This window comes from Dactylosporangium sp. NPDC051485, from assembly GCF_040682015.1.
Taxonomy (GTDB): Bacteria; Actinomycetota; Actinomycetes; order Mycobacteriales; family Micromonosporaceae; genus Dactylosporangium.
In genome coordinates this window covers 19,859-33,195 of record NZ_JBFAZW010000116.1, presented here as the reverse complement: position 1 = coordinate 33,195, position 13,337 = coordinate 19,859, and the positions used below count along the sequence as shown (strand labels likewise).

Sequence of the window (13,337 nt, the reverse complement as noted above, 5' to 3'; positions counted from 1 at the left end):
AGGTCGAGGTAACCCCCGCCGGCGTAGCTCACGATCGCGAAGGTGCCGTCCGGCCACGTCATGGTCGCCCGCCGCGCGACGCCGGCTATGGCCGCTACGACGAGCCCACCTACGGCGGCGCCTTCGACGAGGACCGCGGCGGCTACGACCAGGGCCCCCGCGCCCCCCGTGCGGACATGACGGCCGAGATCCGCATGGAGCGCCCCGAGCCCCCGAACTACGGCGGCACCCACGCGCCCGACCGCGACCCGTACGGCGCCCCGCCGCCGGAGCGCGACCCGTACGGCGCGCCGCCGCCCGACCGCGACCCGTACGGCGCGCCGCCGCCGGAGCGCGACCCGTATGGTGCCCCGCCGCCGGAGCGTGACCCGTATGGTGCCCCGCCGGCCGACCGCGACCCGTACGGCGGCCCCCAGGGCGGCCCGCCGGTCCAGCACCAGTCGACCGAGGTGGCCCGCATCGACCAGCTGCGCCGCACGTTCCAGCTGCGCCGCTTCGGCAGCGGCTACGACCGGGCGCAGGTCGACCGGCTCTTCGAGGGCGTGATGGCCTCGCTGACCGGCCGCGGTGGCCCGCTGACCGACGGCGACCTGGACCCGTCGCACTTCAACCTGGTGCCGGGCGGCTACTTCGAGGCCGAGGTCGACGCCGCACTCAAGGAGGTCCGCGACATCGTCACGCGGCGTCGCTGACCGATCACGACACGTATGAAGAGGGCGCGTCCGGAACCTCCGGCCGCGCCCTCTTCATGTGTGCAGTTCGAAACACGACACACGCCCGTAGTCGCGCAGCGTGAGCGCACGCCTGTGGGAATGCGAGATCAAGGAGTGGCCGTCAGTCAACCGGCCGCGGTGCCGAAGAGCGTCAGCGAAGGCCGTTGCGGCGCAGCACCCAGTCGCCGACGAGCGCGAGGATCAGCAGCCCGGCGCCGGCGATGAGGAAGATGTCCTCGACGTGGCCGTGGTGGTTGCCGACGAGCATGGTCAGCAGGATCACCGCCGACACGCCCGCACCGATGCGGGCCGCGCGCGGGTTGCCCGGCTTGTGCTGGTCGGGCGAGGTCACTGGCTCGTGCTCGGACACGGTTTCGTCCTTTCGGCGATCAAGGTGAGGGAGCGGGGCTCCCTACCAAAAGTCTGTCATGCGGCACCGCCAAGGATGGCCGCGGGTCGGTCGGGTAGCGTCGGGGCGGGCATTCTGCGTGTACGGATGGCCCCTGCAGTACCGATGAGGAGGAAATCGCGGTGCGTATTACCGGGACCGGCCACGCCAGCCTGCGCATCGACACGCCGGCCGGGAGCATCCTGTGCGACCCGTGGGTCAACCCCGCCTACTTCGCCTCGTGGTTCCCGTTCCCCGACAACTCCCAGCTGGACTGGGAGTCCCTCGGTGACTGCGACTACCTCTACGTCTCCCACCTGCACCGCGACCACTTCGACGCCGAGCACCTGCGGCGGTTCGTGTCCAAGAAGGCGACCGTCCTGCTGCCGGAGTTCCCGACCAGCGAGATGCGCGACGAGCTCGAGGCGCTGGGCTTCACCCGCTTCCTGGAGACGAAGACCAACCAGGTGCACGAGCTCGACGGCGGCCTGAAGGTCATGATCCAGGCGCTGACCTCGCCGACCGACGGGCCGATCGGCGACTCGTCGCTGTGGGTCGAGTACGACGGCGTGCGCCTCCTCAACCAGAACGACGCCCGCCCGACCGACCTGACGACGTTCCACGCCCTGGGCCACGTCCACGCGCACCTGCTGCAGTTCTCCGGCGCCATCTGGTACCCGATGGTCTACGAGCTGCCCGAGGCGGCCAAGCGGGCCTTCGGCAAGCAGAAGCGGGACCGGCAGTTCGACCGGACCTTCCGCTACATCGCCGACCTCGAGGCGTCCAACGTCATCCCGATCGCCGGCCCGCCGTGCTTCCTCGACGACGAGCTGTGGCAGTTCAACGACATCTTCGGCGACGAGGGCAACATCTTCCCCGACCAGTGGGTGTTCCAGCAGGAGTACGCCAAGGTCGGCGGCACCAACTCGACCGTGCTCCTGCCCGGCTCCGTGATGGAGCTCACCGCCGACTCGGCCGAGACGACCCACCCGACCGACGTCGAGGAGTTCTTCGCCCGCAAGCGCGAACACCTCGAGGAGATGCGCGAGCGCAAGCGCCCGGTGATCGAGGCGGCCAAGGCGAGCTGGCGGCACCCCGAGGTCGACGTGCTGGCCGAGATGCGGCGGCGCATCGAGCCGCTGCTGGACGAGTCGGTGTACCTCGCCAAGGGCGTCGGCGGCCCGGTCCGCTTCGACCTCGTCGGCTACGACGGCGAGTCCGTCGAGTCGATCGTGGTCGACTTCCCGGGCAAGGAGGTGCGCCCCTACGCCGACGAGAAGGTCCGCTACCGGTTCCGCACCGAGCGCGCGCTGATCGAGCACCTCCTCTTCGTCGAGGAGGTCGACTGGGTCAACTCGCTCTTCCTGTCCTGCCGCTTCTCGGCCGCGCGCATCGGGCAGTACAACGAGTTCGTCTACTCGTTCTTCAAGTGCCTCTCCCAGGAGCGCCTCCAGTACGCCGAGGGCTGGTTCGCCGAGCAGAAGCCCGACGCCGAGGACATCAAGCTCGACGACTGGATCGTCCAGCGCCGCTGCCCGCACCTCAAGGCCGACCTGACCCGGTTCGGGATCGTCGACGGCAAGACGCTCACCTGCCAGCTGCACGGCTGGAAGTTCGACCTGCCCAGCGGCCGCTGCCTGACGAGCGTGGGCCACGAGCTGCGCTCCCGCCCGGCCGGCGCGCCCGCTCCCGGCGCCGACCCGGCCGTTGCGGCTGTGACTGGCGAGCCGGTCGAGGCGGCGGCGGGCGGCGAATAGGCGGCCGTGCTCGACAAGGTCCGCAAGCTGCTGGCCAAGGCGGAGGACCCGGCGTGCACGCCGGAGGAGGCCGAGGCCCTGACGGCCAAGGCGCTCGCGCTGGTCGCCAAGTACGGCATTGACCAGGCCCTGCTCGACGCCCGCGAGGAGCGTGCGCCGGTCGTCGGCAACCGCCTGGTCGAGCTGTCCGCGCCGTACCTGCGCGAGAAGGCCTACCTGCTGCACGTGGTGGCCGCCGCCCTGCGCTGCCGCTCGATCCGCCTGGAGCGGCGGACCACGGACGGCCTGCGGGTGTCGGTGCACCTCTTCGGCTTCGAGTCCGACGTGGCCGGCGTCGAGCTGCTGTTCGCCTCGCTGCTGGTCCAGGCCGCCCGGGGGCTGCTCCGCGAGCCGGTGCCCGCCGGGGAGCAGCCCGCCGCCTGGCGCCGCTCGTGGCTGGTCGGCTTCGGCGCCGCCGTCGCCCACCGCTTCGAGGCCGCCGCCGCCCGCCTGCCGGAGCCCGAGGCCCCGGGCACCGCCCTGGTCCTCGCCGACCGCGAGCACGCCGTCGACCTGGCCGTGCAGGAGCAGTACCCGAACGTCAGAACCGGCCGCCGGCGGCGGCTCAGCGGCGGCGGCTTCGACGCGGGCAGCGCCGCCGGCCACCGGGCCGACCTGGGCGGCGCCCGGGTCGCAACGGCGCACCGCTCTGAGATCACGGGCTGACCCTCCGCGCGCAGCATCGGGCCCGTCGTGTCAGGGGAGTCGCGGCGGGTTTTGGCTCTTGGCACGGCGGCGCTGGCAGGGAGGCCCCCAGGGCCGACCGGTTCGCCCAGTCTGGCTCGATGAGGCTTCGCTCTGATCGACCCAGACCAGGCGCTGACGGGAGCGACGACGCCCTGGTTTCGCGGACCGGAGTCATGCAGTGGCTCTTCGAAACCATGCACCCGTGCGGGAATATGTGTCGCGCGTGGGCGGCGCAGGCGGCATGCTGCTTGGTGCGGGGCGGCGAGTGACGACCGCCGTGGATGCCCCGCCGGGCCGGCCCCACGTCATCGGGGCCGATGAGGCCGTGGCGTCTTGCCGCGGCGAAGGTGTGGTGGCACCGCGACCGGCCCCATCGCCCACACCTGGAGGGGAGTGTCCCTATCCAGGAGGTGTTTCATGTCGTACCGCGTGCTGTCCACCGAACTATCCGCCCATACGGGGGCGTCGATCCGGCTCTGTGGCTGGGTGCATCGTCGGCGGGTGCTGGCCAAGGTCACGTTCCTGATCGTGCGCGACCGGGCCGGGCTGGCCCAGGTCGTGGTGCCGCCCGGGGTGGCCGTGCCGGGGGAGGAGTCCGTGGTTGAGGTGTCCGGGCGGGTGGTCGCCAACCCGGCCGCGCCCGGCGGGTTCGAGGTGGCGTACGAGGGGATCGAGGTCCTGTCGGTGGCGGAGCCGCCGCCCGTCGAGCTGTTCCGGCCGGCCGTCGAGGCGGGGTTGCCGGCGCTGCTCGACCATGCCGCGGTGAGCCTGCGTCACCCTGCGCGACGGGCCGTGTTCGCGGCGTCCGCGGCGGCGGTCAAGGCGTTCCGGGCGACGCTCGACGAACTCGGGTTCACGGAGGTGCACACGCCCAAGATCGTCGGGTCGGCGACCGAGAGCGGGGCGAACGTGTTCGCGCTCAACTACTTCGGGCGGCCGGCGTACCTCGCCCAGTCGCCGCAGTTCTACAAGCAGACGATGGTCGGGGTGTTCGAGCGGGTCTACGAGGTGGGGCCGGTGTTCCGGGCCGAGCCGCACGACACGTCGCGGCACCTGGCCACGTACACGTCGCTCGACGCCGAGCTCGGTTTCGTGCGCGACCACCGGGACGTGATGGCGGTGTTGTCCCGCGTGGTGCGGGCGATGACGGCGGCCGCCGGGCTGGGCGAGGTGCGGATGCCCGACGAGATCCCGGTGCTGCACTTCGCGGAGGCGCTGAAGATCGCCGGGGCGGCGCCGGACGAGCCCGACCTCGCGCCCGAGCACGAGCGGGCGATCGGGGCGTGGGCGCTGGCCGAGCACGGGTCCGACTTCGTGTACGTCGAGGGGTACCCGATGGCCAAACGGCCCTTCTATACGCACCCGCAGCCGTCCGACCCGCGCTGGTCGAACTCGTTCGACCTGCTGTTCCGGGGGATGGAGCTGGTGACCGGCGGGCAGCGGTTGCACCGCTACGCCGACTACCTCGCCGCGCTCGGGCCGCAGGCGGAGAGCCTCGACGGGTACCTGGCCGCGTTCCGGCACGGGATGCCCCCGCACGGCGGGTTCGCCATCGGGCTGGAGCGGTTCCTGGCCCGGCTCACCGGGGCGGCCAACGTGCGCGAGACCACGCTCTTCCCGCGGGACCTGCACCGGCTGGCGCCGTAAATCGTTTGCCGGTCCAGCAATGATGATCTATAATTTGAAACATGCGTACGAACGGGGACGGTATCTGGGATTCACCGCGCTGATGCATGGGGGCGCGCCCTGTGCGCGTCGTGTTTGCCCAGCTCGTACCGCTGTTGATCAGTTCCGGCGGGGGCTGTGAAGGCATGAGTGATGCGGCCGGCGGGGGGAGATCGCCGGCCGCATTGCCGCATTCGATCCACAGTGGACCGAAGATCCTGTGAAGGTTCCTCGGGCGCTTCGTGCAGGGCGCGGACCGGCCCCGTGGCGGCCTGACACAATGAAGGAGTGATCCCTCGCGAGATCGTGCTCCTCGGGTCCACCGGGTCCATCGGCACCCAGGCGATCGACATCATCCGTCGCAACCCCGACCGGTTCCGGGTCGTCGCGATCGGGGCCGGCGGCGGCAACGTCGACCTCCTGGCCCGCCAAGCCCTCGAGCTCGGCGTCGAGGCCGTCGGGGTGGCCCGGGCCTCCGTCGCCCAGGACCTGCAGCTCGCCTTCTACGCCGAGGCCCAGCGCCGCGGCTGGGCGACCGGCGGCTTCCGGCTGCCGAAGATCCTCGCCGGGCCGGACGCGATGACCGAGCTGGCCGAGTGGCCGTGCGACATGGTGCTCAACGGCGTGGTCGGCTCGCTCGGCCTGGCCCCCACGCTGGCCGCGCTGCGGGCCGGGCGGACCCTGGCCCTGGCCAACAAGGAGTCCCTGGTCGCCGGCGGCCCCCTGGTGCGCGCCGCGGCCAAGCCCGGCCAGATCGTCCCGGTCGACTCCGAGCACTCCGCGCTCGCCCAGGCCCTGCGCGGCGGCGCTCGCGGCGAGGTCCGCCGCCTGGTGCTGACCGCCTCCGGGGGCGCCTTCCGCGGCCGCACCCGCGATCAGCTCGTCGGCGTCACGCCGCAGGAGGCCCTGGCCCACCCGACCTGGGACATGGGGCCGGTCGTCACGATCAACAGCGCCACGCTGGTGAACAAGGGGCTGGAGGTGATCGAGGCGCACGAGTTGTTCGGCGTGCCGTACTCCGCCATCCAGGTCATGGTTCACCCGCAGTCGGTGATCCACTCCCTGGTCGAGTTCACCGACGGCTCCACGCTCGCCCAGTGCAGCCCGCCCGACATGCGCCTGCCGATCGCGCTCGCCCTCGGCTGGCCCGACCGCGTCCCCGACGCCGCGCCGGCGGTCGACTGGACCGCCGCCCACACCTGGGAGCTGCGCCCGCTCGACGAGGAGGCGTTCCCGGCGGTGGCCCTGGCCAAGGCGGCCGGGGAGGCCGGCCGGTGCCGCCCGGCGATCTACAACGCGGCCAACGAAGAGTGTGTTGCCGCCTTCACGGCGGGTGATCTGCCGTTCCTCGGCATCGTGGAGACGCTCGAGCGGACCCTGGGCGAGGCCCCGGATTTTGCCGAACCAGGTACCGTCGATGACGTGCTCGCCGCCGAAACCTGGGCGCGAGCCCATGCCCGTGCGCTCATCGCGGCGGGCGCCGACCGGAGAGGGGCCTGATGACCTTCGCGCTGGGCATTGTCCTGTTCGCCCTGGGCATCCTGATCGCCGTGTCCCTCCACGAGATGGGCCACTTCTGGTCCGCCCGCTGGTTCGGCATGAAGGCGACGCGGTTCTTCATCGGCTTCGGCCCGACGATCTTCGCGTTCAAGCGCAACGGCGTCGAGTACGGCGTGAAGGCCCTCCCGTTCGGGGCGTTCGTGAAGATCGTCGGCATGACCCCCGCCGAGGAGGACATCGACCCCGAGACCGGCAAGTCGGGCGCCGACGACCCGAAGGCCATGTGGCGCTTCCCGGTGTGGAAACGCACGATCGTCATGGCCGCGGGCTCGGTCACGCACTTCGCGCTGGCCCTGATCGTGCTGTGGATCCTCTTCGCCTTCGTCGGCATCCCGGACGGCAGCAAGATCAACGATGTGCCGGTCCGCGTCGGCAGCGTCGCCCAGTGCGTCAGCCCGAAGTACGAGGTGGACCCGGCGACGCACAGCCAGAAGACGTGCGACAAGGACAAGGACCCCAAGAGCCCGGCCGCCCAGCTCGGCCTGCAGCCCGGCGACGTGATCGTCGCCATCAACGGCAAGCAGATCCAGGGCAACCAGGCGCTGCGCGACGAGCTCAAGGCCGACGCCGGCAAGAACGTCGCGGTGCAGTACAAGCGCGGCGACCAGACCCTCTCCGGCAACGCCGACATCCCGGTCGCCGAGCGGCCCAAGCCCGACGTGACCAAGACACCCGACCAGATCACCAAGGATGACCTGGAGCAGGGCGGCATGCTCGGCATCACTGTCGGGTACAAGACCACCGACCTGCCGATCCTGCGGTACGGCCCGGTCGACGGCGCCGGCCAGACCTTCACGGCCACCGCCACCCTCGTCGAGCGCACCTTCGAGTCGCTCAAGGGCATCCCGGAGCGCGTCCCGAACCTGTTCAAGGCCATCCTCGGCGAGAAGCGCGACCCGAACACCCCCGTCAGCGTGGTCGGCGCCAGCCGCATCGGCGGCGAGCTGTTCGAGGCCGGCGACTGGGCGACCCTGCTGTCGCTGTTCGCCACCCTGAACCTGTTCTTCGGCATCTTCAACCTGTTCCCGCTGCTGCCGATGGACGGCGGGCACATCGCGATCGCCTGGTTCGAGCGCGTGCGGTCCTTCATCGCGGCCCGGAGGGGTCGCCCCGACCCGGGCCGCGTGGACTACTACAAGCTGGCCCCGATCACCCTGGGCGTGATCGGTGTCCTCGGCGTCTTCGTCCTGCTGACGGTGACCGCCGACTTCGTCAACCCGATCACGCTGAAATAACTCTCGTTCTCCTCACGCGAAGGTAAGGGCGCATCCTTATGACCGCTGTCAGCCTCGGCCTGCCCGCCGTGCCGCCGCCCTCGCTGGCGCCCCGGCGCAAGTCCCGTCAGATCATGGTCGGCTCGGTGCCCGTCGGCGGCGGCGCCCCGGTGTCGGTCCAGTCGATGTGCACCACCCTCACCGCGGACGTCAACGCCACGCTGCAGCAGATCGCCGAGCTCACGGCGTCGGGCTGCCAGATCGTGCGCGTCGCCGTGCCGAGCCAGGACGACGTCGAGGCCCTGCCGGCCATCGCCAAGAAGTCGCAGATCCCGGTGATCGCCGACATCCACTTCCAGCCGAAGTACGTCTTCGCCGCCATCGACGCCGGCTGCGCCGCGGTCCGCGTCAACCCGGGCAACATCCGCCAGTTCGACGACAAGGTGAAGGAGATCGCCAAGGCCGCCTCCGACGCCGGCGTGCCCATCCGCATCGGCGTGAACGCGGGCTCCCTCGACAAGCGGCTGCTGGAGAAACACGGCAAGGCCACCGCCGAGGCCCTCGTGGAGTCGGCCCTGTGGGAGTGCTCCCTGTTCGAGGAGCACGGCTTCCGCGACATCAAGATCTCGGTCAAGCACAACGACCCGGTCGTGATGATCCGCGCCTACCGCCAGCTCGCCCAGCAGTGCGACTACCCGCTGCACCTGGGCGTCACCGAGGCCGGCCCCGCCTTCCAGGGCACCATCAAGTCCTCCGTCGCCTTCGGCGCCCTGCTGGCCGAGGGCATCGGCGACACCATCCGCGTCTCCCTCTCCGCCCCGCCGGTCGAGGAGATCAAGGTCGGCAACGCCATCCTGGAGTCCCTGGGCCTGCGTGAGCGCGGCCTGGAGATCGTCTCCTGCCCGTCCTGCGGCCGCGCCCAGGTCGACGTGTACACCCTGGCCGACCAGGTCCACGCCGCGCTGGACGGCTTCCCGGCCCCTCTGCGCGTCGCCGTCATGGGCTGCGTGGTGAACGGCCCCGGCGAGGCCCGCGAGGCCGACCTGGGCGTGGCGTCGGGCAACGGCAAGGGCCAGATCTTCGTCAAGGGCCAGGTCATCAAGACCGTCCCGGAGTCGCAGATCGTGGAGACCCTGGTCGAGGAGGCCCTGCGCCTGGCCGAGGAGCAGGGCGTCGACCTGCCGGAGGAACTGCGCGGCGTGGGCCCGTCGGTCACGGTGCACTAGGCACGCCGTCACGCTGCGAATTTCCACCCGTGGTCAACTTGGAGCCATCTGTTACGGTGAATTGAGCAGCGCGCCGCCGCCGGGGTCCGACGCCTGAGTTTCCACTCACCCGCGCCGGCCCTTCTGGACGCGGCCCCTGTCCCCGGATCGCACTGGGAAAGCGTGCCGCGGCCCGGGGCGGGTCGCCCCGGCGAGTGGTGGTTTGCCGGTCGCCGGCAATGGTTAGGGTTGTGGGAGCCTGGGGTTGCGGGGCGCATCACGACGCGGGGGTGAAGCGGGCCCGGGCGAGCGCGCGGTCGTCCGGCGGCGCGCCGTTCACTGGCCCGAGGGTATGTGCAGCCATCCCCCGGCGGATCTGGCAGGCTGGTACGCATGCTGACGGTGGCAGCGCGACTGCTCGGCGACGCCGAGCGCGGGTCGGTGGAGCGGCTGCTCGATCTGGACCCGTTCGGGGGAGCCCAGGTCGCCGAGCGCGTGTCGATGGCCGGGCTCGCCTGGTGGCGGCAGGACGCGCGGATCTTCGGCTACGGGTCGCGGCGCAACCTCGAGTCGCTGTGCTGGATCGGCGCCAATCTCATACCCGTGCACGCGTCGGTGGCCGCGGTGGAGGCGTTCGCCGAAATGGTGGCGAGGGAGCCGCGCGGATGCTCGTCGATCGTCGGCTCGGCGGACGCGGTGCTCGGGCTCTGGTCCCACCTCGCGCCGACGTGGGGGCCCTCCCGGGACGTGCGGCCCAACCAGCCACTCATGGCGATCAGCTCGCCGTCGCCGGTCGCGGCCGATCCCGAGGTCCGGCTGGTCCGGCCCGACGAGATCGACGCGCTGTTCCCCGCCGCCGTCGCCATGTACACCGAGGAGGTCGGGGTCTCGCCGACCGCCGACGGCGGGGAGCGCTCGTATCGCGAGCGGATCGGGGAGCTCGTGCGGGCGCGGCGGGCCTACGCGCGGTTTCACCACGGCCGGGTGATCTTCAAGGCGGAGTTGGCGGTGGTCACGCGGCACACCGCCCAGATCCAGGGGGTCTGGACCGATCCCGAGCTGCGCGGGCACGGGCTGGCCACGGCGGGGATCGCGGCGGTGGTGAGGGACGCGTTGCGCAGGGTGGCCCCATCGGTCAGCCTGTATGTCAACGACTACAACACGGCGGCCCGCCGCGTGTACGAGCGCTGCGGGTTCGAGCAGGTCGGCACGTTCGCGACGGTTTTGTTCTAATCCCGGACAAATCGCCCGTCCGGGGCGCATGATCAACGAGGGACCCCCAACGCAGGCGGCCGAACGAGGGGATGCTCGGATGGGCCAGATGATCCGGCAGATCGGGCCGAACACGACCCGGTACTACTGGTACCCCGGCGACAAGAAAGAGTGGCTGCGCGCCCTGCTCGCGGTGGTGGCCGGCGGGGCGGTGCTCGGGCTCTCGTACCTGTTCCTGCGCAGCTGGCTGGTGTCCACCGTGCTGGGGCTGTCCGCCGCCAGCGGAGTGTTCGGGTTCAACCTCGGGCGGCGGGACCTCGCCGCGGCCGAGGCGCTCAACGCGCGGACGCCCCGGCGCGAGGCGGCCTCCGCGGCCGGGCGGGCCACCTGGCGCGGGCTCGCCGAGGGGGCGGCGGCCGCGTTCGCGGCGCTGATCATCGTGCACCTGCCGGCCACCGGGGTGGTCGCGGACTGGCTGCTGCCGCTGGTGCCGGCGATGGTCGGGGGGCTCTCGCGGCAGGCGGGGCTGCTCACCGTCCGGCTCAGCCATCAGTCCGAGCGGGCCTCCGAGTTCGCCGGGCCGGACGCGGCGCGGCGCGATCCGGAGGAGCGGCGCGATGCCGAGGACGAGCCGACCCGGCGGATGGGCGACGACCCGGATGTGACCGTGGCCGACGCTACGCGGGTCGCGTGAGCGGTGTCCCGCCTACGGTGATGGCGGTAGGTGGCGTGCCAGCGCGGAGCGCAGCGCGGCGCGGCCCGGCCGTGTCAGCCAGATCTCGACGGTGAACGTGTCGCGGCCGTCGCGGACCCTGGGTCGTGGCATCGACGGGCTACCGGCGGGGACCGCGACACCGTCCGGTCCGGTCGGTGTCGCCTCCAGCAGCGGGGTGCCCCAGCGCCGGACGAGGCGCACCGCTTCCAGCGCCGGCCAGCGCACCAGGATCGGATACGAGCCGCGGCTGGCCAGCTCCAGGCCCGCACTGGAGATGCGCAGCCAGTCCCGGCACCACCGCCAGCGCAGCGCGGCGAACGTCGCGGCGTAGACGGTCGACGTGGCAAGGGCGTTGCCGCTCAGCACCAACCACTGCGGCACGGACATCGCGAGGGGTGTGGCTGCCGTCGCGAGGAGCAGCACCACATGCACCACCATGGATATCGCCAGCGCCGCCCCGAACGAGCGCCAGAAGCCGGGCCGGAACGTCACCGCGTCCGCGGCAGGCAGAGGAATCAGTTCGGGGCGCGGCATGACGTCATCGTATCGATGGAGAGCCAGTCATGATCACACCGCCGAAGCGCGCAGACCGCACAGCACGTCCGCGGTACGGGTGCCGGGGGCCGCGGTGTAGAAGACGACCCGCTGGCCCAGCTCGTCGGCGTGGAGCAGCTGGCACTCGAGGACCAGCTCGCCGTACGCGGGATGGGTCAGGGTCTTCACCGTGGTCCGCCGCACGCACACCCGGTGCTCGTTCCAGCGGCGCGTGAACTCCGGGCTCGCGGCGTGCAGCCGGGCGATCAGGGAGCGGATGCCCTCGTCGTCCGGATACCGCACGGACGCGGCCCGCAGGTCGGCCAGCGACTCGTCGGCGAAGGCCAGGACCTCGGGCGGGGAGTCCGGGGCCAGTGGCCAGGGGCCGCAGAATGCGTTCCAGATCATGTTGCGCTCGGGCGGGGGCTCGCCCATCAGCCGGATCGCCATTGCGTTCCAGGCCAGGAGGTCGTACTTCGCGTCGATCACGAACGCCGGGGTGTCGTCGAGCCGGTCGAGGAGGTGGCGGATGCCGGACGAGACGACCTGGCTCGGGCCGGAGGGCGGGCCGGGCTGCTCGCCGGCCAGCTGGAAGAGGTACGCGCGCTCGTCCTCGAACAGCCGCAGCGCCCGGCCGAGGGCGGCGAGCACCTGCCGCGACGGGTGGGGGCCGCGGCCCTGCTCCATCCGCGCGTAGTAGTCCACCGAGATGCCGGCCAGCTGGGCGACCTCCTCGCGGCGCAGGCCCGGCGTGCGGCGGCGCGCGCCCGCGGGCAGGCCCGCGTCGGCCGGGCTGACCCGCGCCCGGCGGTCCCGCAGGAAGTCGGCCAGCAGCGCCCGGTTCATGGCCTTCATCCTGCGCGATCCCGCCTGCCCGAACCAGGGACCGGCGATCCGATGTTCGCCGCGTCTCTCCCGCCGTGCGCCCCCGGGCCCGACGGTGGGAGCCATGACGACCAAGACCGCCCTCGTCACCGGGGGCAACAAGGGCATCGGGCTGGAGATCGCGCGCGGGTTGCGGGCGCTCGGGATGAACGTGCTGCTCGGCGCCCGCGACCCGATCCGCGGCAAGGAGGCGGCCGAGGCGATCGGCGCGACCGCGGTGCCGCTCGACGTGACCGACGAGGACTCGATCGCCCGCCTCGCCGAGCGGCTCGAGGTGCTCGACGTCCTCGTCAACAACGCCGGCATCCTGCTGGAGCGCGGGGCGCCGCCGAGCGGCAGCCCGGTGCAGATGCTGCGGGACACCTTCGCCGTCAACGTCTTCGGCGTGGTGGCCGTGACCAACGCGCTGCTGCCGGCGCTGCGTCGGGCCCCGGCCGCACGGATCGTGAACCTCGGCAGCGGGCTGGGGGCGCTCGCCTACGCCGCCGCCGCGGAGCACGTCTATGCCCGTAATCCGCTCCTGGCGTACAACTCCTCGAAGACGGCCCTGAGCGCGGTGACCCTCGCCTACGCCAACGAGCTGCGCGGGACCCCGATCAAGGTGAACGTCGCCGATCCCGGGTACTGCGCCACCGACCTGAACGGCCACTCCGGCCCCCGCACGCCCGCCCAGGGCGCGGTCGCGGCGATCCGGCTGGCGACCCTGCCCGAAGACGGGCCGACCGGCGGCTTCTTCGACGAGGACGGGCCGGTGCCCTGGTAG

The 13,337-nt window shown here is 71.9% G+C and carries 12 protein-coding genes and 1 pseudogene; 10 read left to right on the top strand and 3 right to left on the bottom strand.

The annotated features are described in order from the left end of the window. Positions 1-692, top strand: a pseudogene (locus AB0M46_RS42580) (cell division protein DivIVA); the annotation flags it as partial. Between the two features lie 172 nt (positions 693-864). Here AB0M46_RS42580 and AB0M46_RS42575 read toward each other — a convergent pair. Beyond that, complete coding sequence (locus AB0M46_RS42575) at positions 865-1,083, bottom strand: DUF2631 domain-containing protein (RefSeq protein WP_363345698.1); 219 nt, start codon at positions 1,081-1,083, stop codon at positions 865-867. A 161-nt stretch (positions 1,084-1,244) separates the two neighbouring features. On the opposite strand from AB0M46_RS42575, the gene AB0M46_RS42570 reads away from it, so the two are divergent. From AB0M46_RS42570 to AB0M46_RS42535, 8 genes are all read left to right on the top strand, one after another. After that, the gene (locus tag AB0M46_RS42570) at positions 1,245-2,858 is read left to right on the top strand and encodes a Rieske 2Fe-2S domain-containing protein (protein ID WP_363345696.1); all 1,614 of its coding nucleotides are present in this window, start codon (positions 1,245-1,247) and stop codon (positions 2,856-2,858) included. Positions 2,859-2,864: 6 nt separating this feature from the next. Beyond that, positions 2,865-3,563, top strand: a complete 699-nt coding sequence (locus AB0M46_RS42565; protein WP_363345694.1) for a DUF2786 domain-containing protein — start codon at positions 2,865-2,867, stop codon at positions 3,561-3,563. Between the two features lie 438 nt (positions 3,564-4,001). Continuing rightward, positions 4,002-5,231 carry an aspartate--tRNA(Asn) ligase gene (aspS, locus tag AB0M46_RS42560; protein WP_363345692.1) on the top strand — a complete coding sequence of 410 codons (1,230 nt, stop codon included), beginning with the start codon at positions 4,002-4,004 and terminating at the stop codon, positions 5,229-5,231. A 324-nt stretch (positions 5,232-5,555) separates the two neighbouring features. Beyond that, on the top strand, positions 5,556-6,749 hold the full coding sequence (gene dxr, locus AB0M46_RS42555) for a 1-deoxy-D-xylulose-5-phosphate reductoisomerase (protein WP_363345700.1): 1,194 nt from the start codon (positions 5,556-5,558) through the stop codon (positions 6,747-6,749). After that, complete coding sequence (locus AB0M46_RS42550) at positions 6,749-8,044, top strand: M50 family metallopeptidase (protein ID WP_363345690.1); 1,296 nt, start codon at positions 6,749-6,751, stop codon at positions 8,042-8,044. The genes dxr and AB0M46_RS42550 overlap by 1 nt, the downstream gene beginning before the upstream one ends. A 38-nt stretch (positions 8,045-8,082) precedes the next feature. Beyond that, positions 8,083-9,249, top strand: coding sequence for a flavodoxin-dependent (E)-4-hydroxy-3-methylbut-2-enyl-diphosphate synthase (gene ispG / locus AB0M46_RS42545; RefSeq protein WP_363345688.1), 1,167 nt, complete (start codon positions 8,083-8,085; stop codon positions 9,247-9,249). Between the two features lie 372 nt (positions 9,250-9,621). Beyond that, complete coding sequence (locus AB0M46_RS42540; RefSeq protein WP_363345686.1) at positions 9,622-10,461, top strand: GNAT family N-acetyltransferase; 840 nt, start codon at positions 9,622-9,624, stop codon at positions 10,459-10,461. A 79-nt stretch (positions 10,462-10,540) separates the two neighbouring features. Beyond that, the gene (locus AB0M46_RS42535) at positions 10,541-11,134 is read left to right on the top strand and encodes a hypothetical protein (RefSeq protein WP_363345684.1); all 594 of its coding nucleotides are present in this window, start codon (positions 10,541-10,543) and stop codon (positions 11,132-11,134) included. A gap of 12 nt (positions 11,135-11,146) precedes the next feature. Here AB0M46_RS42535 and AB0M46_RS42530 read toward each other — a convergent pair whose 3' ends face one another. Beyond that, a complete protein-coding gene (locus tag AB0M46_RS42530; RefSeq protein WP_363345682.1) occupies positions 11,147-11,689 on the bottom strand; it encodes a hypothetical protein in 543 nt (180 codons plus the stop codon). A 33-nt stretch (positions 11,690-11,722) separates the two neighbouring features. Beyond that, positions 11,723-12,535 carry a helix-turn-helix transcriptional regulator gene (locus AB0M46_RS42525; RefSeq protein WP_363345680.1) on the bottom strand — a complete coding sequence of 271 codons (813 nt, stop codon included), beginning with the start codon at positions 12,533-12,535 and terminating at the stop codon, positions 11,723-11,725. 103 nt (positions 12,536-12,638) lie between these two features. Here AB0M46_RS42525 and AB0M46_RS42520 point away from each other — a divergent pair, with 103 nt between their 5' ends. Then, positions 12,639-13,337, top strand: coding sequence for an SDR family NAD(P)-dependent oxidoreductase (locus AB0M46_RS42520; RefSeq protein WP_363345678.1), 699 nt, complete (start codon positions 12,639-12,641; stop codon positions 13,335-13,337).

Bases quoted from the DNA above. Each gene is read 5' to 3' on its own strand.
- aspS (WP_363345692.1), top strand. From the start codon at position 4,002: ATGTCGTACCGCGTGCTGTCCACCGAACTATCCGCCCATACGGGGGCG.
- AB0M46_RS42550 (WP_363345690.1), top strand. From the start codon at position 6,749: ATGACCTTCGCGCTGGGCATTGTCCTGTTCGCCCTGGGCATCCTGATC.
- ispG (WP_363345688.1), top strand. From the start codon at position 8,083: ATGACCGCTGTCAGCCTCGGCCTGCCCGCCGTGCCGCCGCCCTCGCTG.
- AB0M46_RS42540 (WP_363345686.1), top strand. From the start codon at position 9,622: ATGCTGACGGTGGCAGCGCGACTGCTCGGCGACGCCGAGCGCGGGTCG.
- AB0M46_RS42535 (WP_363345684.1), top strand. From the start codon at position 10,541: ATGGGCCAGATGATCCGGCAGATCGGGCCGAACACGACCCGGTACTAC.
- AB0M46_RS42530 (WP_363345682.1), bottom strand. From the start codon at position 11,689: ATGCCGCGCCCCGAACTGATTCCTCTGCCTGCCGCGGACGCGGTGACG.
- AB0M46_RS42525 (WP_363345680.1), bottom strand. From the start codon at position 12,535: ATGAACCGGGCGCTGCTGGCCGACTTCCTGCGGGACCGCCGGGCGCGG.
- AB0M46_RS42520 (WP_363345678.1), top strand. From the start codon at position 12,639: ATGACGACCAAGACCGCCCTCGTCACCGGGGGCAACAAGGGCATCGGG.